Source organism: Pseudoalteromonas sp. HL-AS1, from assembly GCF_031198785.1.
GTDB lineage: Bacteria > Pseudomonadota > Gammaproteobacteria > Enterobacterales > Alteromonadaceae > Pseudoalteromonas > Pseudoalteromonas distincta.
In genome coordinates, this window is sequence record NZ_CP133569.1 from 2,213,249 (window position 1) to 2,235,878 (window position 22,630).

At 39.9% G+C, this 22,630-nt stretch carries 17 protein-coding genes; 4 read left to right on the top strand and 13 right to left on the bottom strand.

What is annotated here, in order from left to right; translation table 11 throughout:
* Positions 1-299: 299 nt before the first annotated feature.
* The 6 genes from RB214_RS10280 to RB214_RS10305 form a co-directional block, all read right to left on the bottom strand.
* Positions 300-2,981 (bottom strand): DUF349 domain-containing protein, encoded by a 2,682-nt coding sequence (locus RB214_RS10280; RefSeq protein ID WP_309166611.1) that lies wholly within the window; start codon positions 2,979-2,981, stop codon positions 300-302.
* A complete protein-coding gene (locus tag RB214_RS10285) occupies positions 2,971-3,252 on the bottom strand; it encodes a YeaC family protein (RefSeq protein WP_007378333.1) in 282 nt (93 codons plus the stop codon). The genes RB214_RS10280 and RB214_RS10285 overlap by 11 nt, the downstream gene beginning before the upstream one ends.
* A 1-nt stretch (position 3,253) precedes the next feature.
* Complete coding sequence (locus tag RB214_RS10290) at positions 3,254-3,580, bottom strand: hypothetical protein (protein ID WP_007580349.1); 327 nt, start codon at positions 3,578-3,580, stop codon at positions 3,254-3,256.
* Positions 3,581-3,719: 139 nt separating this feature from the next.
* Positions 3,720-5,222 (bottom strand): sodium:alanine symporter family protein, encoded by a 1,503-nt coding sequence (locus RB214_RS10295; RefSeq protein WP_024600457.1) that lies wholly within the window; start codon positions 5,220-5,222, stop codon positions 3,720-3,722.
* Positions 5,223-5,601: 379 nt separating this feature from the next.
* On the bottom strand, positions 5,602-6,729 hold the full coding sequence (locus RB214_RS10300) for a M14-type cytosolic carboxypeptidase (RefSeq protein WP_024600456.1): 1,128 nt from the start codon (positions 6,727-6,729) through the stop codon (positions 5,602-5,604).
* A gap of 183 nt (positions 6,730-6,912) precedes the next feature.
* Positions 6,913-8,355: a glyceraldehyde-3-phosphate dehydrogenase gene (locus RB214_RS10305; protein ID WP_024600455.1), complete on the bottom strand. Its 1,443-nt coding sequence runs from the start codon at positions 8,353-8,355 to the stop codon at positions 6,913-6,915.
* Between the two features lie 174 nt (positions 8,356-8,529).
* Here RB214_RS10305 and RB214_RS10310 point away from each other — a divergent pair, with 174 nt between their 5' ends.
* On the top strand, positions 8,530-9,330 hold the full coding sequence (locus RB214_RS10310; RefSeq protein ID WP_024605015.1) for a DUF2989 domain-containing protein: 801 nt from the start codon (positions 8,530-8,532) through the stop codon (positions 9,328-9,330).
* Positions 9,331-9,416: 86 nt separating this feature from the next.
* On the opposite strand, the gene ihfA is transcribed toward RB214_RS10310, so the two are convergent.
* The 5 genes from ihfA to RB214_RS10335 form a co-directional block, all read right to left on the bottom strand.
* Positions 9,417-9,716, bottom strand: coding sequence for an integration host factor subunit alpha (ihfA, locus tag RB214_RS10315; RefSeq protein WP_002960690.1), 300 nt, complete (start codon positions 9,714-9,716; stop codon positions 9,417-9,419).
* Between the two features lie 2 nt (positions 9,717-9,718).
* Positions 9,719-12,106: a phenylalanine--tRNA ligase subunit beta gene (gene pheT, locus RB214_RS10320; protein WP_309166647.1), complete on the bottom strand. Its 2,388-nt coding sequence runs from the start codon at positions 12,104-12,106 to the stop codon at positions 9,719-9,721.
* 15 nt (positions 12,107-12,121) lie between these two features.
* Positions 12,122-13,102, bottom strand: a complete 981-nt coding sequence (pheS, locus tag RB214_RS10325) for a phenylalanine--tRNA ligase subunit alpha (protein ID WP_039486289.1) — start codon at positions 13,100-13,102, stop codon at positions 12,122-12,124.
* A gap of 344 nt (positions 13,103-13,446) precedes the next feature.
* On the bottom strand, positions 13,447-14,157 hold the full coding sequence (gene hda, locus RB214_RS10330; protein WP_002960693.1) for a DnaA regulatory inactivator Hda: 711 nt from the start codon (positions 14,155-14,157) through the stop codon (positions 13,447-13,449).
* Positions 14,157-15,212 (bottom strand): DUF2066 domain-containing protein, encoded by a 1,056-nt coding sequence (locus RB214_RS10335; RefSeq protein ID WP_309166650.1) that lies wholly within the window; start codon positions 15,210-15,212, stop codon positions 14,157-14,159. The genes hda and RB214_RS10335 overlap by 1 nt, the downstream gene beginning before the upstream one ends.
* Before the next feature lie 524 nt (positions 15,213-15,736).
* Between RB214_RS10335 and RB214_RS10340 the strand changes: the two genes are divergently transcribed.
* The 3 genes from RB214_RS10340 to RB214_RS10350 all read left to right on the top strand — a co-directional run bounded on the left by RB214_RS10340 (position 15,737) and on the right by RB214_RS10350 (position 16,684).
* The gene (locus RB214_RS10340; protein ID WP_179808287.1) at positions 15,737-16,033 is read left to right on the top strand and encodes a hypothetical protein; all 297 of its coding nucleotides are present in this window, start codon (positions 15,737-15,739) and stop codon (positions 16,031-16,033) included.
* Entirely contained in the window at positions 16,030-16,383 is a 354-nt protein-coding gene (gene tnpB / locus RB214_RS10345) for an IS66 family insertion sequence element accessory protein TnpB (protein ID WP_024596033.1), read from the top strand. The genes RB214_RS10340 and tnpB overlap by 4 nt, the downstream gene beginning before the upstream one ends.
* Positions 16,384-16,453: 70 nt before the next feature.
* Positions 16,454-16,684: a transposase gene (locus tag RB214_RS10350; protein ID WP_309166651.1), complete on the top strand. Its 231-nt coding sequence runs from the start codon at positions 16,454-16,456 to the stop codon at positions 16,682-16,684.
* Positions 16,685-16,743: 59 nt separating this feature from the next.
* Here the strand turns inward: RB214_RS10350 and RB214_RS10355 are convergent, their stop codons facing one another.
* Both RB214_RS10355 and gltB read right to left on the bottom strand, forming a co-directional pair.
* Complete coding sequence (locus RB214_RS10355) at positions 16,744-18,159, bottom strand: FAD-dependent oxidoreductase (RefSeq protein ID WP_004335378.1); 1,416 nt, start codon at positions 18,157-18,159, stop codon at positions 16,744-16,746.
* A gap of 9 nt (positions 18,160-18,168) precedes the next feature.
* Positions 18,169-22,626, bottom strand: coding sequence for a glutamate synthase large subunit (gltB, locus tag RB214_RS10360; RefSeq protein WP_004335377.1), 4,458 nt, complete (start codon positions 22,624-22,626; stop codon positions 18,169-18,171).
* Between the last annotated feature and the right edge of the window lie 4 nt (positions 22,627-22,630).

The window sequence follows — 22,630 nt, forward strand, 5'->3', positions numbered from 1 at the left end:
GTAACCAGCATATATTACGCTGGTTCTAGGGCGTGTTGACCTTTGTGGATTGAAATTTGTTCAATCTAGGGTCGATTTAATCGCGGCGTGAGGTTTGTAACCTAGCGGGCTAAGTCAAAACCGAGCAACAAAGAGTTAATCGTCCCTAGAAAGAACCCAAAGGGCAGCGCATGTTTGGCATTTATGCTGCGTTATCGCCTATTTATGGGAAATAACCACACTACATAGACTCTGCCTTGCCTAAATACCAAACAGTCTGCTGCAAATTCAACCACGAAAGGTCAACACGCCCTAGTGTATTAAGCTGCAAGTGTCGCTTTAAGTCGCGTTAGTGTGTCAGGTTCAACTGAACCGCTACTGAGCGCTAATAACTGTTTTAAATAATAGTTTAAATCAGCATGTTCGCCACGATGTTTGTCATCTAACATGGCTACTTGTTCTGCCATTCTAAGTGACTTATCAGTTGAACTTACGTTCGCTAATATTTCCATGCGCGTAATAAGTTGATCTGTATTTAATGCTGTTTTAAGTGGTGCTTGATACTGACTTGGTAACGCTTCATTGTTTTCAAGTGCTGTAATTAACGCATCTAGATTAGCTTGCTCTGATTTGCTTGTAAGCAATGCAAGTTTATCGTCAATAGCTGCTAGTAGCTTAGTAACTTTTGGCGCTAACGATCTAAATTGCGTGTACCCTTTCACTTTTGTTTCTAGGTCGTGCAACTGTGCTCTTTGATTTACATCGCTAAGTGCTGCTTCAAGCTCAGCAAGTTCTGCAACTGCTTGTTTATCTGACTCATTTTGATCAAGTTTTTGCTGCTCAAATTCACTACTACGTTTAGTAAATGTTTCATCGTTATACTGACGAAACTTTTGCCATAACGCATTTTCAGCTTTTAAACCTGCAAAACCAATTGTTTGCCATTGCTGCTGCATTTGCTTCAACTCTTGGCACGCAGCGGCTAAATCATCACTTTGTGATAATTGCTGCGCTTTTTCTACTAATTCATTTTTAAGTACGGCATTACTTTTATGAAATGCGTTTAATAAAGCCAGTACTTGTTGTTGCTCGCTTTTATAACGATCGTTTAGTGTACGGTATGTTTTAGGATCAACTTTACCTACACTGCGCCACGCTTTGTTTAAACGATTGTATTGGCTTTCATATTGCTTCCAATCAAAGTCATCCTCAGCCGTAGGCTGTAAATGAAGCGCGTGCATGTCGCTAATAATACTTTCGCGTTGTGCTTTTGAGGCCTCGCGTTGTACTTCTTGCTCTGCAAAGTAACTACGACAAGGTGCAAATAACAGCTCGATTTTTTCATCAAACTGTACGCCTTGTTGCTTTTCTTCATCTGTATCTAAGCGACCTAACTCATTCCAACGTTTGCGTAGCACTTTTACTTGCTCTGCACGTTGTTGTGGGTCAGTACACTCTTCACTTACTAATGCGCTTACTTCTTCTAATAAAGCTTCACGCTTTGGTGCTGCAGCGTATTTTTGCCAATCTTTAGCATCTGCAAGTTGCGCTTCAAGTTCCGCTTTTATGTTTGCAAGCGGCTGTTGATATTGCTCAGTAAGTGTATTAAATAACTCTTCAAACCCTTTAAACACGCCAAAGGCAACATTAAATCGACCTTCTTCAATTAGGCGTTTAACATCACGAGCTTTGCGTTTTGCTTGGCTTTGGTTTTTTTCAAGTGGCTTAACTAGCTCATTCATTGGTGCTAAAAATTGCTTTTTATACGTATTTAACTGTGTTTTAAAGGTACTTTGCAGTGCGCTATCTAAAATATTCAAATGACTACGCGCTGCTTTAAAACCATTATTAAATTCAGTTAGAATTGCATCGTATTGTGCTAAATCTTCTGCTGGCTTAATTTCGCATAATGCTGCAAAAGCGAGTTTGTACTCTTTAATAGCCGTTGTTAGCTCAGGTAACTTAGCAACTTGAGTAAATAGTTTTTCTAACTTGCTTACAGCCAGTTTAGATTGCGCATTATTAGCAAGTTCTGTTTCGCTAATAGCTTGCTTAGCTTGCGCTACTTTTGTATCAAGCCAATCTTGCTGAATTTGCTCTGGTGTTTCAAGGCCTAGCTGTAAGGCGTTTTCTATTTCTTCACTTAACGCTTCAACAGTTGCAAGCGCTAGCAATTGGCGCTGTTGTAGCGCTAATTTTTGCTGCTCTTTGTCGTGTACCGCTTTTAGCTGTTCAATGTGTGCATCTAACTTAGTGGTAATCGAAATATATTTTTCGTCAAGAAGCTTAACACGCTCATCACTTAGCCATTTAAGCTCAAGTGCTTGCCACTGGGCCATTAATTCGCCGGCTTGTGGATTTACAACACCAAAATCTGTTTTTTCACGTAAGGCATTTAACTTAGCTAAAATAACACGTGTTGCACTTTCAACCTGTAGTGGCATTTCAATTGCTAAACGCTCATTTTCAATATGCGTTTCAAGTGCTGCTTTTGCACCACCCTTTGCATGCTTTACTAATGGCTTAATTAATTGATGAGTAATAACAAGTTCAACTAATTGAGCTTGTAGCTCTTCGCTACCTTCTTTAAATGCTTTTTCTACTAGTTTTGGATTTGCTAAACGTTTTAATAATTTAACGCGTACTTGCAGTTCTTTTTCTGCAAACGCTAACTTTTCGAGTGTTTTAACGGGTGCAAAACGCTCTATGTATTCGTTTTTAATTTGCGGTGTTAGTGCACTCTCGCTATTTAAAACAGCATTAGATATTTGAAGCTCTGCGATATCTTTTAATGCTTGATCTTGTTTATATGCTTTCCACCAAAGTGGTAACTCGTTTACTTTTTGTAGTGCTTTGCGGCGTATTTCAGCTGAACTATCTTCAAGTGCTAACGTGTTTAATATGGTTGCATCACGTTCAATGTTTAATTTTTCGATAGCATCAAGACGTACTTGTTGCTTAGGGTGTTTCCATTTCGGTGTAAAAAGGTGCTTAAAGATCATGTTCACTAAACCTAGCTATTTCGTTGTCTGATTTAAATTCTTTTTGTAGTTGAGCTTTTGTCTTTTGGATCATTTCACCATTAGCACCAATCGTAAATTGCTCATTTGATTGAGCCACTTTTGCTTGATACAACATAACCAACTGCACTGTTTGTTGCTTTTGCTCGTCTGATAAAACAGTTCCGTCTGGCCATTTTCCAGTAGACGCACCGTATTGCAAGCGTTCGAATAATTCGGGAGTAATATTTTGTACAAGATTGTCGATATTCATGTCATTTTTTCTTTTTTAGAGTCACTAAAACAATACGGTTAATAAGATACCAAATACACCCTACGCCAATAGCCGCAGTATAAGCATACCACTGAAGCGTTTTTTCTTGCGGTTGTAAAAAGTACAAACAGAAAAAACCACCTAAAAATAAGATAAGCGCTAAAAAGGAGTGATTTATAAACATCTGCTTTTTTTTAATTCGCTGTTCGCGCTGAAGTTGTAAAACTTGCTCGTCGTTTAGCTCTGCAATATTGCTTTCGCAATGCGGACATTGCTTATGTTTATCTGAAATTGATTTTGCACATTTTGGGCAACGAATGATCGCCATACTTCTCTCCATACTACGCATAAAAAAAGCGCCTTTCGGCGCCTTTATTGTACTTGTTTTATTTCTCGTTGTCTTTTTTGAATTCAAACCAATAACTGATTTAGAGACGATAATCTAACAAGTTACTCATTAAGTTTAGTTACTCAGTGTCTTTTGACTGTTTCCCTAAACGTTTTTCCCAGAAAGTGGCATTTTTAATACCTAGTTTGACAGGGTCAAATGTGATTTTTCCACCTTTTTTCTTCTGATCTTCGTAATCGCTCAAACATAGTAAAGCAGGCTTAGCTACAAAGAAAATAGCTAAGATACCCAATATGTTAATCCAGGCCATTAAACCAACGCCAATATCTCCAATAGTCCAGATATAACCTGAATTATTAACCATACCGTATGCAACCATAAACATAATCACGAACTTCACGAGGACAAGTGGGATATTGCCTTTAAAATAACGATTTAAGTAAGCAATATTAGTTTCTGCAATAAAGTAATAAGCGAGTATTGTTGTAAAGGCAAAGAAGAATAATGCAATACCGACAAATGCTTGTCCAAAGCTGCCAAATACACTAAATAAAGCCATTTGAGTAAAGGCTGCTGAACCGACCTCAGTCGCTGCATCAACATTTTGTACAATGAACTGCCCTGCTGGTAACTCACCCACAACATTGTATTGCTGCGTTATTAAAATCATGAGTGCTGTTGCAGTACATACAAAAATGGTATCAACATAAACAGAGAAAGCTTGCACTAAACCCTGTTGAGCAGGGTGATCAACCTCTGCTGCTGCGGCTGCATGAGGCCCACTACCTTGCCCTGCTTCATTAGAATATATACCACGCTTAACGCCCCAACCAATAGCGGCACCAAAACCGGCCTGCGCAGTAAATGCATCACTAATAATTAAATAGAATATATCGCCTACTTTATCTAAATTTAAAAATACCACGATTAATGCCAGTACTATGTAACCAAGCGCCATAAATGGCACTACTATTTGCGTAAAGTTCGCAATACGTTTTATACCGCCAAAAATAATAAACGCTAAAACAATAAGGATTATTGCCAAAGCGACTAACTTAAAGCTACCTACATCACCAAAACTAGTCGAGACCATATTGCCATCGCCAAATACTTGGGTAAACGCATTACCTACCGCATTCGCTTGTACACCAGGCAGAAAAACACCACATGCAATAATTGCCGAAACAGCAAATAAGACAGCCAACCATTTTTGTCCTAAACAACGGTCAAAATAATAGGCTGGGCCACCACGATATTGCCCGTCTTCTTCTGTTTTATAAATTTGGCCTAAAGTTGATTCTGCGTAAGCAGTACTTGCACCTAGAAAAGCAACAACCCACATCCAAAAAATAGCACCTGGCCCACCAAAACCGATAGCTGCTGCCACACCTGCGATATTACCAACGCCTACGCGTCCAGACAACGATACTGCAAGGGCTTGAAAAGATGAAATACCTTTATCAGACGTGTTAGGACTAAATAATAACTTACACATTTCTTTAAAATGTCTAACTTGAGCAAATCTAGTTAGTACTGAATAAAACAAGCCTGCGCCTAGGCATAAATAGATGAGTGCATTACTCCAAACAACATCATTAACAGCGCTTACAAAAGCTTCCATGGATATCCTCTATAGTTATATTTATTATTTTTTAATTACGAGACTCTGTTTTAGCTACTACGCTACATAAGCTTTACGAAATAAGATTTCACCTCTTCCGCCCCGACTCATGATTTAATTAATATTAACTTAAGTACCCCAAGGTTGTTAACACTTAATTTTCAAAATATATAATTACACACTTGGCAAAAGGCACTACATCTGTAGTATTTAAATGAAAGTAGATTGATTTGTACCGATACGGTGATGATACGCAGCGAAGAAGCGTTGAAAACGTTTTAAGAATAAAGCTGCTATATGATTATTATTTTTTATACAAAGGGTTTTATTAAAAGCAAAAAGGGTATCAAAACTATTGATACCCTTTTAGATAAGCGTTTTATCTTAAATCATCAACAACATTAACAATAGCCGCTAATGTATCTTGACCAAATTGATAAGAACGACGGTCTGACCAGCCATAGTCTGGATCAGGTAAATCGTTGTTGTCTTTAAATGGCATTTCAATTGTGTACGTTAATGCTTTGAATTCTTCAGCAGTAGCTGATGAACCTACCGTAAGGTTAGCTTGACCTGGCTCATCTTTTGGATAGCCATGCTCATCTTGAAACTCTGGAGTAATAGTCAAAAGCGCAGCTTTAAAGCTATCTTCAAGGCCTTTAAGACGAGCATCGTAACTTGGAATACCTTCACTGCCTGCCACAAAGTTATAAGGTATAGCTTCATCACCGTGTATGTCTAAGTGCATATCTAAGCCAGCTTCGCGCATTTTATTAAGCACTAAGTAAACCTCAGGGCTATTTTCCATACTTGGTGTTTGCCATTCACGGTTTAAGTTAACGCCTTTAGCATTAGTACGAAGATGTCCGCGTGCGCTGCCATCTGGATTCATATTTGGCACAACGTAAAACACTGCTTTTGATAGAAGCGCAGCTGCATGTGGATCCTCGTCATCAAGAAGTTTGTGCAGTAGACCTTCAACATACCACTCTGCCATTGTTTCACCTGGATGTTGACGTGCTGTGATCCAGATGTTTTTCTTATCTTCACTTGGCTCACCAATTTTAAGCACACTCATATCGCGGCCATCGAGTGTTTCACCAAGCGTTATTAATTGGCAAGCACCTTGGCTTTGTGCCCAAGACAATAAATCTAAATGGCGGTCGTAACTGTATGGTGCAAAGTAAGCAAAATAAACACTGCCGCACTCTGGTTCAATTTCAAAGCTTAATGTGCCATTTTCATAGCTTGATGGTACGCGAAACCATGTTTGACGGTCATATGATGCAACAGCTTGATACCCTTCCCAACCATCTGGGTAAGCTGATTTATCAAGCTCATTAATATTTAACTTATGCAATTGGTAAGGTGTTGTTTCAAGACGAAAGTGAAACCACTGATAAAATTCAGACTGGTGATCTTTATTAATTTCTAATTGAATATTTAAAGGATCGGTGGCTTCAATAACTTTGATATTACCACTGTCGAAATTGCTGCTGATTTTCATGGAAAAACCTTTAGGTTGAATAAGTTTATCTGTTTATTAATTCACAGAACTGACATTATTTTGTAAATAGTAAAACGAATGTGCATTTTCTTAATTAAAGCCTATCACAAGGCATACACTTTAAAAATAATACACGACCAAAAAAGCCAGCAACATGCTGGCTTTTAAGTCACTGCAAATAAATTAGCGAGGTAAGCTTGGGAATGACACTTCGGCCATATCGCGCATACAACGAACTACTTGGCAGCTGTAACCAAACTCATTGTCGTACCATACATACAAAACGATACGGTTATCTTCAACAATCGTTGCTTGTGAATCAACAACACCTGCGTAACGGCTACCTACTAAATCGGTAGATACAATTTCCGTTGATGCGGTGTAATCAATTTGGTCACGTAAGTCTGAATGAAGTGCAGTATCGCGTAAAAATGCGTTTAGCTCTTCAACTGATGTGCTTGTTGCTAAGTTAAGATTTAAAATAGCTAGCGACACATTAGGTGTAGGTACGCGGATTGCGTTACCTGTTAATTTGCCTTCAAGCTCTGGTAATGCTTTTGAAACCGCTTTTGCAGCCCCTGTTTCAGTAATTACCATGTTAAGTGCTGCGGCACGGCCACGGCGCTCTGCTTTGTGGTAGTTATCAATAAGGTTTTGATCGTTCGTGTACGAGTGTACAGTTTCAACATGACCATTATTAATACCAAACTTATCGTTTAGTGCTTTAAGCGTTGGTGTAATTGCATTAGTTGTACAGCTTGCTGCACAAACGATTTTATCTTCAGGTAAAATATCTTTGTTATTAACACCATATACGATGTTTTTGATATTACCTTTTGCAGGAGCTGTTAATAATACTTTTGCAGCGCCCTTACACTCTAGATGCTGGCCAAGGCCCGCTTCGTCTTTCCAAATACCGGTGTTATCAACAATTAATGCATCGTCGATACCGTATTGAGTGTAATCAATTTCGCTAGGAGAGTTAGCGTAAATAACTTGAATGTAGCTACCGTTAGCTTTAATTGCATTACGCTCTTTATCAATAGTGATTGAACCATTGAAAGGACCGTGAATTGAATCACGACGCAGTAAGCTTGCGCGCTTTTCAAGATCCCCATCTTTACCGCCACGCACAACAATAGCGCGCAAACGTAAATCTGCATATGGACCTGATTTTTCAATTAATAAACGCGCTAGTAAACGACCAATACGACCAAAACCATACAATACAACATCGCGTGGTTCTTTCGCTGGTAAGTCAGCTATTTCTGCAAGTTCATCTTTTACAAATTCTTCTACTGAGCGGCCTTTAGCTGCTTCTGTGAACAAATAGCTATATGCAAGTTTACCAATATCAATACGCGCAGAGTTTAATTCCATTTTGCTGATAGCTTCTAAAAATGGAAAGCTTTCGCGCAAACGTAATTTAGTGCCTTCAAACTGAGCAACGGTTTTGTGAGATTTGATAATATCAATAGTACTGGCATTTACGAGAGGACGGCCATATACAGCGATTTCGATACCACGATTACGGTAAAGTTTACCAATGATTGGTTGCATGCTTTCTGCGTAATCTTGGCGCTCTTGCCAACTATTTGTGTATTCTAACTCGTGAGATGAGGTCATTTTATTTACCTAAGTTTATCATTTTGAACGGATAGCCTTTAAAAATGCACTATATTTTGAGAGTAATGCACTTCAGGCAGGGCTATTCTAATTTAATCTGAAGTTATTCTCTACTGTTAGGCGTTAAATGATTGCGTTAGAATAGCAAGGTAGATATTCATTTGGGGTTAAGGGATGCTTAAAAAAGCAAGTGTACTATTGGGTTTGCTAACGTTGACAGGGTGTGAAGAACCGTTGACACTCGCACAAGTGTGCAAAGAAACACCTGGCTTTTGTAGCGACTTAAACAAAGACAGCCACTGCAAGGATGAGCGTTCTGATGTGATTATCAAACGTTACATAGAATACAAAGACCCTACTGATGAAAATAAATACCAATTACTCAAGGACTTTGAATCCTATAACCAATGTATAACTGTGGCCGCTAAAATTGAACATATTAAGTTAAAAGCTAAAAAAACGTCACGTATTGACGGTCAATTAACGAGCATTAAAGAAATGACTCGCTTATATCAAGATACCCAAAATACAAACCATCCAGGTTTGCTCTACTACCAATGGTCACGAAATAATAACCAAAGTGCACTGACTAAATTATTAGCGATAGAAAATGACAAAAGTGTAACGCAAAGTGCCGAAATGCAATTTTTTCTAGCATCATACTATATTAAATTTGATGATGAAAAAACCATCGATTTGCTTTATAAGACTTTAGAACTCAATAAAAAAGACAACGTACCGAATCCTGAAGTGTATACATCACTTATTAGTCTTTTTTATAAACATGATAAATTTAAGCATGCATATATATTTTCTAAAGTAGCGCAAATGTCGGGGATTGAAAATATTGACGTGTTTGAAATTGAGCAGCAATTAATAACGAATGGTAAAAGCTTAGACAGCCTAGATGTACTTGCAGAGCAAACATTTCAGCAAATAATGGCAGGTGATTTTGTATCTCCTCGAGAGTTTTAAAAAAGTTTTCTAACGGTACAACTAAATAACTCCGCTAGAGCGGAGTTATTTTAGACAATAAAAAAGGCAGCTTACGCTGCCTTTTTTTATTTTGCTTTGCTTGTGCCCACCTCTACGCGGGTTTTAAGCTTTTGACCTGGTCGAAAAGTCACCACGCGACGTGCCGAAATAGGAATATCTTCGCCTGTTTTCGGATTGCGGCCTGGTCTTTCTTTTTTGTCTCGAAGATCAAAGTTACCAAATCCAGAGAGCTTAACCTGCTCGCCTTTTTCTAGCGCTGAGCGGATTTCTTCAAAAAACGCTTCAACTAAATCTTTGGCATCTTTTTTATTGATCCCGAGCTTTTCAAATAGGTGTTCAGCTATGTCGGCTTTAGTAAGCGCCATATCTAGTCCCTCAACGATGCATTAAACTGTTCGGCCAATTCGGCCACCACGTTATCAACTACTAGATTGATATCTTTCTCTTCGAGTGTTCTATCAACCGCTTGCAGTGTTAGAGCAATCGCCAAACTCTTATAATTTGGCTCAATACCTTTGCCCTTATACACATCGAATAAGTTTAGGTCAACCAATTGATTTCCGCCAACTTTTTCGATCACGCTTAAAATGTCGCCAGATTTAACGCTGTCTGCCACTAAAATCGCGATGTCGCGGCGATTTGAAGGGAATTTAGACACCCCTTCGGCTTGCGGTAAATTTCTTTTTTCTATTGCTGACATTTCAATTTCAAAAACAAAAGTTGCGTTGTTGATATCTAACGACTTTTGAGCTTGAGGATGTAAAGCACCAAAAAAACCAACCTTTTTACCATCAACATATATTACTGCTGATTGACCAGGGTGAAGTCCATCTGACTGCTCGGCTTTAATTTCAAAGCGAGTAATGTCATTGGTAATTGCAAGTAAGGCTTCAACATCACCTTTTAAATCGTAAAAATCAACATTGCGTTTTTCTTCAACCCAATGTTCACCATTTACAAGACCCGTAATAACACCGCCAATAACCGGTACTTGGTAAACACCATTTTCTGCACTTTCGTCGCTTATAAATTTAAGACCATGTTCGAATAAACGAATACGAGGCTGTTGGCGATTTTGGTTATACGCTACAGACGCTAATAAACCCGGCATTAAACTTACACGCATTGCTGACATTTCAATTGAAATAGGATGCGGTAATACCATTGCTTTACACTCTGGGTGTAAAATAGCTTGTACTTTAGGGTCTACAAAGCTGTACGTAATTGCTTCTTGGTAACCACGAGTCACTAACGTATTGCGGAACTTGCTAAGCGCAATAGTTGCTTCGTTATGTGTCGTCATTTTAAGTTTTGCAGTTGGTGCAACATTTGGAATGCTGTTGTAACCGTAAACACGTGCTACTTCTTCAATTAAATCTTCTTCGATGCGAATATCAAAACGGTAGCTTGGTACGTCCGCACTCCAGCTTTCATTTTCTACTTTAACATCAAGACCTAAACGCGTAAGAATATCTGTTACTTTAGCATCTTCAATATGATGACCAATAACACGGTTTAAACGTGCACGACGAAGACGTACTTCAGTCACTTTTGGTAGTTTATCAGCCGCAACAGCTTCAACTACTGGACCTGCTTGACCACCCACAATTTCAAGAAGAAGTGCTGTTGCACGTTCCATTGCATCGTGTTGTAGAGCAAAATCAACACCGCGTTCATAACGGTGTGAAGCATCAGTGTGTAAACCGTAGCTACGTGCTTGTCCTGCAATTGCTACAGGATTAAAAAATGCGCTTTCAAGTAATATATCAGATGTTTTATCTGTAACACCTGATTGCTCCCCACCAAAAATACCCGCAATTGCAAGTGCTTTATTATGATCGGCTATCACAAGTGTTGTGTCGTTTAATTTAGCGGTGTTACCATCTAATAAAACAAGTTCTTCGCCTGCGTTTGCACTACGAACTTTAATACCACCTTCAATCGCATTTAAATCAAACGCGTGCATTGGGTGACCAAGTTCAAGTAATACATAGTTAGTAACATCAACTACAGGATCGATAGAACGTACGCCACTACGACGTAATTTTTCAACCATCCAAAGTGGTGTTTCAGCATCAAGGTTAATGTCCTTTATCACACGGCCAAGGTAACGAGGACATGCATCTTCGTTAACTAGCTCAATTGATACTTTGTCATCAATTGTTGGCGTAACCGCTGGGATATCTAATACATTTACGTCAATGCTATTTAAAACACCTACTTCGCGTGCTAGACCTTTTATACCTAAGCAGTCACCACGGTTTGGTGTTAAATCAACATCAATAATATTATCATCAAGACCTAGGTAGTCACGTAAATCAGTGCCTACTGGTGCATCGCTTGGCAATTCCATAATGCCGTCGCCTTCTTCGCTAATACCTAGCTCAACAAAAGCACATAGCATTCCGTTTGAAGGTTGGCCGCGTAGTTTGGCTTTTTTAATTTTAAAGTCACCAGGAAGTACAGCGCCCACAGTTGCAACAGCAACTTTAATACCTAAACGACAATTTGGTGCACCACACACGATATCAAGTAGCTCATCGCCACCTACGTTAATTTTGGTAACACGAAGTTTATCTGCATCAGGGTGTTGACCACATTCAACAACTTCACCAACAACTACGCCATTAAATTTGGCAGCAGCAGGCTCAACACCATCAACTTCTAAACCAGCCATTGAAAGCTGTTCCGAAAGAGCTTGCGTATCAATAGCAGGATTAACCCACTCTCTTAACCACTTTTCACTAAATTTCATTTTATTGTTTCACTCTTAACGGAACTGGTTCAGGAATTTTAAGTCATTTTCGAAAAATGCACGCAAATCGTTTACGCCATAGCGCAACATAGTTAAACGCTCTACACCCATGCCAAAGGCAAAGCCGGTGTATTTTTCTGGGTCAATGCCCACAGACTTAAGTACATTAGGATGTACCATGCCGCAGCCTAGTACTTCTAACCACTTACCGTCTTTACCCATAACATCTACTTCAGCTGAAGGTTCTGTAAACGGGAAGAATGAAGGACGGAAACGAATTTCCATATCTTCTTCAAAGAAGTTACGTAAAAAATCATGCAAAATACCTTTCAACTCAGTAAAGCTAACATCGGTATCAACCATTAAACCTTCAACCTGGTGGAACATTGGTGTATGTGTTTGGTCGTAATCATTACGGTATACACGTCCAGGTGAAATAATGCGCAGTGGTGGCTGCTCAGTTTCCATAGTACGAATTTGCACGCCACTGGTTTGTGTGCGTAGTACTAATTTAGGATTGAAATAAAAGGTATCGTGATCAGCACGTGCTGGATGATGCTCAGGGATATTTAGCGCATCAAAGTTATGAAAATCGTCTTCGATTTCTGGACCAGATTTAACTTCAAAACCTAACTCACCAAAAAAGCTTTCTATACGCTCAATAGTGCGCGTAACTGGGTGTAAACCGCCGGTAGGCATAACACGCCCTGGTAGAGTTACATCTATAGTTTCAGCAGCTAGCTTTTCTTCAAGTGCTTTACTTGCAAGCAATTCACGCTTTTCGTTAATAGCAACTTGCACATCTTGTTTAGCTTGGTTTATAACTTGGCCTGCTTCTTTACGTTCTTCAGGTGCTATTTTACCTAACGTTTTAAGTAAGCTAGTGATTTCGCCTTTTTTACCAAGGTAATTAACCCTGATATCTTCTAACTGCGCTATTTCACTGGCACTGGCTACCGCCTCAAGTGCTTGCGCTAATATGTTTTCTAAGTTCATTCGATACCTGATCTTTCACAGAAGGTGATTGCTTAAGAGCGTGTTGGCCTTTCAAGATTGCTTTTCAACTGTGTGGTTGGCTATTAAATAAGGTTAAGCATTGGGCTGTAGTTTCCTACATAAGTCATGCAATAACCCTAAATAAAGACCAAACGCATGTTGTTCGAAGTGTTTATCTTGTGGCTACTCTCTTTGTTGTTCGGGTATTGCATATAAAAACTATGCTAATGTCCTCACGACGCGATTAAAGCACCCTTAAGTTAAACAAATTCCAATCAGGAAAGGTAAACACGCTCTGATAATAGCTTATGATAACTGAAAGCAGGGTCTAGATTCTAGACCTACTACAGCTTTAACGTTGATTTTATAAAAGGAATAGTTAATTTTCGCTGTGCAGCCATAGATGCATGATCTAATTTGTCGAGTACATCTAATAAAGCTCGCATATCACGGCTTAAACGGGTTAATAAAAAGCGTGCACACTCATCACTTAATTCAAGGCCGCGCATGTGAGCGCGCTTAACAAGTGCTTGTGCTTTATCGTCATCACTCATAGAACGAATTTGAAAGGTTGTTCCCCACGTTAAACGAGACTCTAAATCAGGCAGAGATATATTGAGCATGCTAGGAAGTAAATCAGCAGTTACTACTAACATTTTACCGGGTTCGTTAAATCGGTTAAAAAAGTTAAATAGTGCTTTTTCCCACGCATCATTCCCAGCAACTAAATGCACGTCATCAATACATAGAACATCAAGCGCTTCTAAACCGTCTAATACCATAGGTCCAAAGTCAATTACTTCGCGCATAGACAGCAGCATATTAGATAAGCCACGCTCTTGTGCTTTTATGCAGGTTGCATATAAAAGGTGAGACTTGCCCGAATCACCTAAACCACATAGGTATGTATACTGAAACGTTTTTGCTAATTTGGAAAAGCTATCTTTTAGGTGATTAACCTCCAAAGAGTCTTCTCCCCCAAAATACGATGCAAATGTTTCGTCATCCGGTAAAGTAACCGGTAGTGCCATTTGCATCGGCTCAGACATTAGCATTATGGTGTTACCCATTGATACTCTAAGCTATTTTTATCAACAACATGATAAAATGCGCGTGGATCCTCATAATCTTTAAATGAAGAGTCTAGCCCTAACCCTTTTTTAAGATCACTCAAGTTACCAGTATGGTTTAGTTTAAATTCAACAAATTCCGGTGTTTTACGAACAATTTTGACTTGTGTAACAACACTCAGGCTCAATAATCTTCGTTTCGCTAATTCTACGTCAACAAAACTTTGTGTACCCTTTAGCGTGAGCGTAGCAGTTGCTTGTTCATAATAAGCATTTGGATCAATTGCATACTCGCTTGCAAGGCCTCGCGCTAAGGTGTCAATCATCTGGCTCACTATTTGCTGTTTATCACCAGTTAATCGATTTGAATCAAATTGATCATCATTAGTAAAACGCCAATCTAAAATCCAATTTTCGCTATCTGCTTCTTTATACATTCTAGCTGTAATACTTCGCTCAGCGCTGTAGCGTCTAGAGGCCTCTTCTACTGGTTCTGAAAAGTTACCCCACACCTCAGGAATACCTACTAGACGTCGATCTTGTAAATCAAGTAATGGAACAACGACAGGTAAACCACGACGCCCTGCTTTGTCATAAATTAACTGCTCTAACTGCGGGTAACTTTCTTGTGTTACCAATTCTCTGCGCCAATTGTCTTCAATACCTAACCATATTGCGACTAATGGACGTTGTACTCCCCATAAAGGTAAGTTTAACTCTTTGATTAGCGCGTTGATCTTTCGAGCTTCAAATTTAACAACGAGTTTCAATTGTCCATTTGCTCTCTCGTCATATTCAAACTTAAGCATATAATCAGAAATATCTTTAGTACGTTGCTGTGCTAATTTATTTTGATCCGCAGTTTCATCACCGCTTACTTTCACTAAAACATTAAGCAAAGCTTTACGACTCGCAGCTAGTCGAGTATCTCGTGTTTTGTCATCCACTTTTAAAATATCTTGATATAGATCAGTTACTTCAACTGCCGACGCAGAAAAACAAAATAAAATGGATATGGCGCTAATTAATAATCTATACACAGGCTGTTAGTTCTTGGTTTTAAACTGATTTGATCCTAAATCAAAGACAGTAACAAAGCAAAATTAAATTTGTTATCTAAGGAAATGAGAGTAATTAGCTTTTATAGAAAGTAAAAAAGATTAAATTAACGTCCGGAGTCACTGCGCTCGCCCGACCTACGAGATGGGCATTGCTGTAGGTATACATTAATTGCGCATATTTCATTTTTCTACAGACGTAAAAAAAGCCCGACTATTTTTACTCGGGCTCTCTACAATTTGTAGCCTGCGCGCTACGCAGTAGAATGTCGTAATGCCCACAACTGTGGAGAGCCACAGTGAAATGCTACACTATCTTTGTGTCGGGAGCCGCTACGCTCGTCGACCTACGTGATGGGGGTTGATGTGAGTGTGTGTTAATTGCGCGCATTTCACTTTTCTGCAGACGTAAAAAAGCCCGACTATTTCGTGAGCGTCCGAGCAACGACACCTAGCAGAGTGGATTTAATTAATTGAAAATACCGTCAGTTTCTACTGGAGGTATTATGCAAAAAAGAACCCTTAATGACTGGCAAAAATTGATTGAGCAGCAACAAACCAGCGGCTTATCTATTGTCGCATTTTGTAAAGAAAACATGTTACCCACTTCAAACTTTTATAAATATCGGTCTAAGTTACAAGACGCTGCAAAAGCACCTAAATTGGTGAAAGTGCAAAACAAAGCCATTTCCCATAAAGTGAATGCCTCAATCACGTTATCTCATGGTGAAACTCATTTAACTATACCAACCTCATCTGAGCCTACATGGGTGGCTAATTTAATAAAGGCGCTGCAAGCATGAACATGTTTATTGATGTGCCCGACGTGTACCTTTGCAATCAGTTTGTCGACTTCAGAAAATCCATTAATGGCTTAGCGGCCATTGTTGAAAGTGAACTCGAACTGTCAGTGCTATCCGGTGCCGTGTTTGTTTTTTGTAATAAAAGCCGAGATAAGCTGAAGATATTGTATTGGGATAACACAGGCTTTGCCCTGTGGTATAAACGCCTCGATAAGCACAAATTTAAATGGCCGAAAAACCTCAGCGCCGACACCCTAAACTTAACCGAGCAACAATTACACTGGTTATTATCTGGGTATGATGTCATAGGGCATCAACAAATCAACATCGAAAACGCTAGCATTATTTAGATCGTCGCGGGATCAATATTAACCATCGCATTAAGCTAGTTTACGGTAAAAAGCATTATAAAATAGAAGGATGAATATTGATGTTAACTGCCTTCCAGACGATCCGGCGTTGCTTAAAAAGCTGCTGGCAGAGCACGCTGAAAAATTAGCGCAAGCGACTGCAAGAAACCGGTATCTAGAGGAACAATTCCGCCTAGCGCAACAAAAACAATTTGGTAAAAGTGCCGAAGTCTTTGACGCTACAGGTGATATTAATATAATACCGTTTGTGGCTAACTACGTTGACATTACATTCGAATAAAACAATAAAAAAAGCAAGCCAGTTGGCTTGCTTCTTATTTATTTTATTAATACGAACAACTAAACTTTTAAGTAATCCATAATACCTTCTGCAGCATTACGTCCTTCAAAAATAGCGGTTACCACTAAATCTGAACCACGCACAATATCGCCACCAGCAAATATTTTAGGGTTCGTTGTTTGATGTGTAAATTCCCCCTGTTCTGGTGCATTAATGCCGCCCCAGTGGTTTATTTCTACATCGTATTTTTCTAACCAATCCATTTTGTGAGGCTGGAAACCAAATGCCATAATAACTTGGTCAGCTTCTATCACATGCTCTGAACCAGGTACTTCTTCAGCACGACTTCTGCCATTTGCGTCAGGTTCGCCTAATTTAGTTTTAACCATTCTAACGCCAGTTACTTTACCTTTATCGTTCAATACAATGCCTTTAGGCTGAACGTTATAGGTAAATATAACGCCTTCTTCTTTGGCGTTTTTAACTTCACGTTTAGAACCAGGCATATTTTCTTTATCACGACGATAAGCACACGTTACTTTTGCAGCATTTTGACGAATAGACGTACGCACACAGTCCATCGCTGTATCACCACCACCAAGTACAACGACTTTTTGGTTAGCCATATCAATACACGGCTGCTTAGTCTCGTCATAGCCCATTACACGGTTAGTGTTACCAATCAAAAACGGGAGTGCATCGTGAACACCTGGTGCATCTTCATTTTCAAGACCTGCACGCATACTTTGATACGTACCAACTCCTAAAAATACGGCGTCGTAATCAGCTAAAATTTGATCAAGCGTAATATCAACACCTACTTCAACATTTAACTTAAACTCCACGCCCATTTCAGTGAAAATTTCACGGCGCTTTTGCATCACTTCTTTTTCAAGTTTAAAAGAAGGAATACCAAACGTGAGTAGTCCGCCAATTTCTGGGTGACGATCAAACACTACTGGTTTTACGCCGTTACGAACTAAAATATCAGCACACCCTAAACCAGCTGGGCCCGCACCAATAATAGCCACTTTTTTGTCGGTCCATGTTACATAAGACATATCAGGCTTCCAGCCCATTTTAAATGCCTCATCGGTAATATACTTCTCAATATTACCAATTGTTACAGCACCAAACTCTTCATCTAATGTACACGAGCCTTCACACAAGCGATCTTGTGGGCAAACGCGACCACACACTTCTGGTAAACTGTTTGTACGATGAGAAAGCTCAGCTGCCTCTATAATACGACCTGTGCGTATTAACTTTAACCATTGTGGAATGTAGTTATGTACTGGGCACTTCCACTCACAATACGGGTTACCACAATCTAAACAACGATCAGCTTGTGAGTTAACCTGATTCTCTGAAAAGGGTTCGTAAATTTCTACGAAAGATTTTTTACGTGACGAGATTGGTTTTTTGCGTGGGTCTACACGCTGCACGTCTATAAATTGATATACATTTTCGCTCATACTGCCCCCTTATTGCGCCTGAACACGTAGTTCGGCACTACTACGAGCGCGATGCCCGAGTAAACTTTTTACGTCGCTTGATTTTGGTTTTACTAATTTGAACATCGGTAAGTACAGTTCAAAGTTAGCTAAAATGCTTTCTGCTCTGCACGAACCCGTAAGCTCTAAATGCTCAGCAATTAAGCCGCGTAAATGTTCTTGATGCGACGTTAATTCGTCTAGTGTTACTATTTCGACAAGCTCTGGATTAATGCGTTTTTCAAAATCATTTCGCTCATCTAAAATATAAGCAAAACCACCAGTCATACCCGCGCCAAAGTTAACACCTACATTACCAAGTACACACACAACGCCACCGGTCATGTATTCACAACCGTTGTCACCTACACCTTCAACAACCGCTTGCACACCTGAGTTACGAACTGCAAAGCGCTCACCGGCACAACCCGCTGCAAAAAGTTTTCCGCCTGTAGCGCCGTACAAACATGTGTTTCCGGCAATGGTTGCTTTATGGCTTTCAAAAGATGAGCCAAGTGGTGGACGAATAACTAACTTACCGCCTGCCATGCCTTTACCTACGTAATCGTTAGCATCGCCAACCAATGTCATTTCAAGACCACCGGCATTCCAAACACCAAACGATTGACCCGCCGTACCGTGTAATTCAATTGCTACTGGGTCTGCCGCCATACCTTGATTACCGTGTTTATCAGCAATATAACCCGAAAGCATTGCACCTACAGAGCGGTCAGTATTACAAATACGACTCACAAGCGAGATACCGCTTGACGTATCAATTGCCTCTTGCGCTTTAGCTAATAAACTTTCGTTTAACTTACCTAGGTAATGCGAACTGTTAGGCGCACTACAATACAGCGTTTCGCCAGTTGGGTTGTTCGGCTGAGCAATAACAGACGATAAATCAATTTTCTTCTGCTTTGCAGTTTTGCCTTCAATTTCTTCTAATAAATCTAAACGGCCAATTAAATCAGTTAAATTTGCAACGCCTAGGCTAGCCATAATTTCACGCGCTTCTTGCGCTATAAACTTAAAGTAGTTCATCGCCATTTCTGGTAAACCGTGATAATGCTTTTGACGAAGTGTTTCGTCTTGTGTTGCAACACCGGTCGCACAGTTATTTAAGTGACAAATACGTAAGTATTTACACCCAAGGGCAACCATTGGACCAGTACCAAAGCCAAAGCTTTCAGCACCTAAAATTGCCGCTTTAATAATATCTAAACCTGTTTTTAAGCCACCATCTGTTTGCAGGCGAATGCGATGACGAAGGCCATTTTCAACTAGTGCTTGCTGTGTTTCAGCAAGTCCAAGCTCCCATGGGCTACCCGCATATTTAACAGAAGTAAGTGGGCTTGCGCCTGTACCGCCGTCGTAGCCAGAAATAGTAATTAAATCGGCATAGGCTTTAGCAACACCTGTTGCAATGGTTCCCACACCTGGCTCTGAAACAAGTTTTACAGAAATAAGTGCTTTAGGGTTTACTTGTTTTAAATCGAAAATTAGCTGTGCTAAATCTTCAATTGAGTAAATATCGTGATGCGGTGGTGGCGAAATTAACGTAACACCTGGTACCGAATAACGAAGTTTAGCAATATACGGCGTTACTTTTTCACCTGGTAATTGTCCACCTTCGCCTGGTTTTGCACCTTGTGCTACTTTAATTTGAATAACGTCAGCACTGCGTAAGTAATGAGGCGTTACACCAAATCGACCTGAAGCGACTTGCTTAATACGCGAGTTTTTCTCTGTACCATAACGCAGTTTATCTTCACCGCCTTCACCAGAGTTTGAACAACCACCTAAGCGGTTCATTGCAATTGCTAGCGCTTCATGCGCTTCTGGTGATAACGCACCAATACTCATTGCTGCTGAGTCAAAACGCTTGTATAGGTTTTCTGCAGACTCTACTTCATCGATGCTTATACCTTGCTCAGGTAATTTAAGCGCTAACATATCGCGCAAAGTCGCTATTGGACGATTATTAACTAAATCAGCGTACGCACTGTAGTCTTTATAATCACCTGATCGAACCGCTTTTTGCAGAGTTTGAATAACATCTGGATTATAAGCATGATACTCACCACCGTGAACGTACTTAAATAAACCACCGTGGCTTAATAATTTACGCTTACTTAAAGCAAGTTTGTGCAAACTTTGCTGATCGTCATCAAAGTCGGTAAAGCATGCACCTTGTATACGACTTGCAACGCCTTTAAAGCACATTTCAATAATCGCATCAGATAATCCCACCGCTTCAAACAACATTGAACAACGATAAGACGCAACCGTACTTATGCCCATTTTAGACATAATTTTGTATAAGCCTTTATTAATGGCTTTACGATAAGCAAGGGTCACTTCGCAATACGACTTATCAATAATTTTGCTGTCGCTCATCGCAACTAGCGATTCATACGCAAGGTATGGATAAATTGCCGTAGCACCAAAACCTAATAGCACAGCAAATTGGTGCGCATCTCGCACGCTGCCAGTTTCAATGATAATATTTGATTCACAGCGCAAGTTGTTATCAACTAAGCGTTTTTGTACCGCACCTACAGCCATAGCTGCTGGAATTGGTAAATTTATTTCATCAAAGTTACGGTCAGTTAAAATAAGCATGATACAGCCCGCAGCTGCTTTTTCTTGTGCTTGGTCACAAATACGCGTAACCGCGTTTTCTAAACCCTCTTCAACTGTGTAGGTAATATCAATTTTACAGTAGCTGTAGTGCGCTTCATCAGCATTTAATAGCTGCTGCATATCTGCGTACATTAAAATTGGTGTATCAAACTGTAGGCGCTTAGCGTGGCCCGTTGTTTCGTTAAATACGTTTTGCTCACTACCAATACAGGTTGCAAGCGACATTACATGGTTTTCACGTAGTGGATCGATAGGTGGATTTGTTACTTGCGCAAATTTTTGGCGGAAGTAATCATAAAGTGAACGATGCCCTTCACTAAGCACAGCAAATGGCGTGTCATCACCCATTGAGCCTGTCGCTTCTTGGCCGTTTTCACCCATTACACGAATAACGCTATCAAGCTCTTCGTTGGTATAACCAAACATTTTTTGATATTTAGCTAGCGTTTCGTCATCAAATGAGCGATTACCAGCGTCTTGCTCAGTAAGTTCTTCAAATGGAACTAAACGTTTAACGTTTTCTTCAAGCCATGACTTGTAAGGATGGCGAGATTTTAAATCTTGATCGATTTCATCCGAGTGCCAGATTTTGCCAAGTTTAGTATCAATAACTAATAATTCACCTGGACCAACACGGCCTTTTTCAACCACTTCATCGGCAGTGTAATCCCAAATACCCACTTCTGATGCAAGCGTAATAAAACCATCTTGTGTAATTACATAACGTGCTGGGCGAAGTCCATTACGGTCAAGGTTACACGCCGCAAAACGACCATCCGACATAACAATACCTGCCGGGCCATCCCATGGTTCCATATGCATAGAGTTAAAGTCGTAAAATGCACGTAAATCGTCGTCCATTGCACGGTTTTTCTGCCATGCAGGCGGCACGAGCATACGCATAGCGCGGAATAAATCCATGCCGCCAGCTAAAAATAGCTCAAGCATATTATCTAGGCTTGATGAATCAGAACCGGTTTCGTTTACAAACGGCGCTGCGCTTTGTAAATCAGGAATAAGCGGTGACGCAAATTTATAAGAACGTGCGCGTGCCCACTGGCGGTTACCTTCAATAGTATTAATTTCACCATTGTGTGCTAAATAGCGGAAAGGTTGAGCTAAAGGCCAACGCGGCTGAGTATTAGTAGAAAAGCGCTGATGGAAAACACAAATCGCACTCGTCATACGAATATCAGCTAAATCTAGGTAAAAATTAGGTAAATCCGCAGGCATCATTAAGCCTTTATAGATAGTTACCAAACCAGATAAACTTGCGATATAGAAAGCTTCATCATCAACAATGCGCTTTTCAGCGCGGCGGCGTGCTACATATAAGCGACGCTCTAAGTCTTTAGAACGCCAACCTTCTGGCGCGCTAACAAAAATTTGTTCAAAACCAGGTAATTGCTGTACAGCAATAGGACCCAACATAGATGGGTCGGTCGGTACAACACGCCAACCTAAAATATTTAGCGTTTCTTTTTCTAATTCTTCGCTAAGTATTTGTTTTGCAGCTTGTGCTAAAACAGGGTCTGAATTTAAAAATATCATACCCACTGCATAGTTTTTGCCTAAGTGCCAATTATGTTCACTGGCAATTGCACGGAAAAAGCTATCTGGTTTTTGTAATAATAAACCACAGCCATCACCTGTTTTACCATCGGCAGATATACCGCCACGGTGCTGCATGCGATCAAGCCCCGTAATAGCAGTACGAATAAGCCTATGACTAGCTTGACCATTAACTTGGGCTATTAAGCCAAAGCCACAATTTTCTTTTTCTAACTTTGAGTCGTATAACATAGAC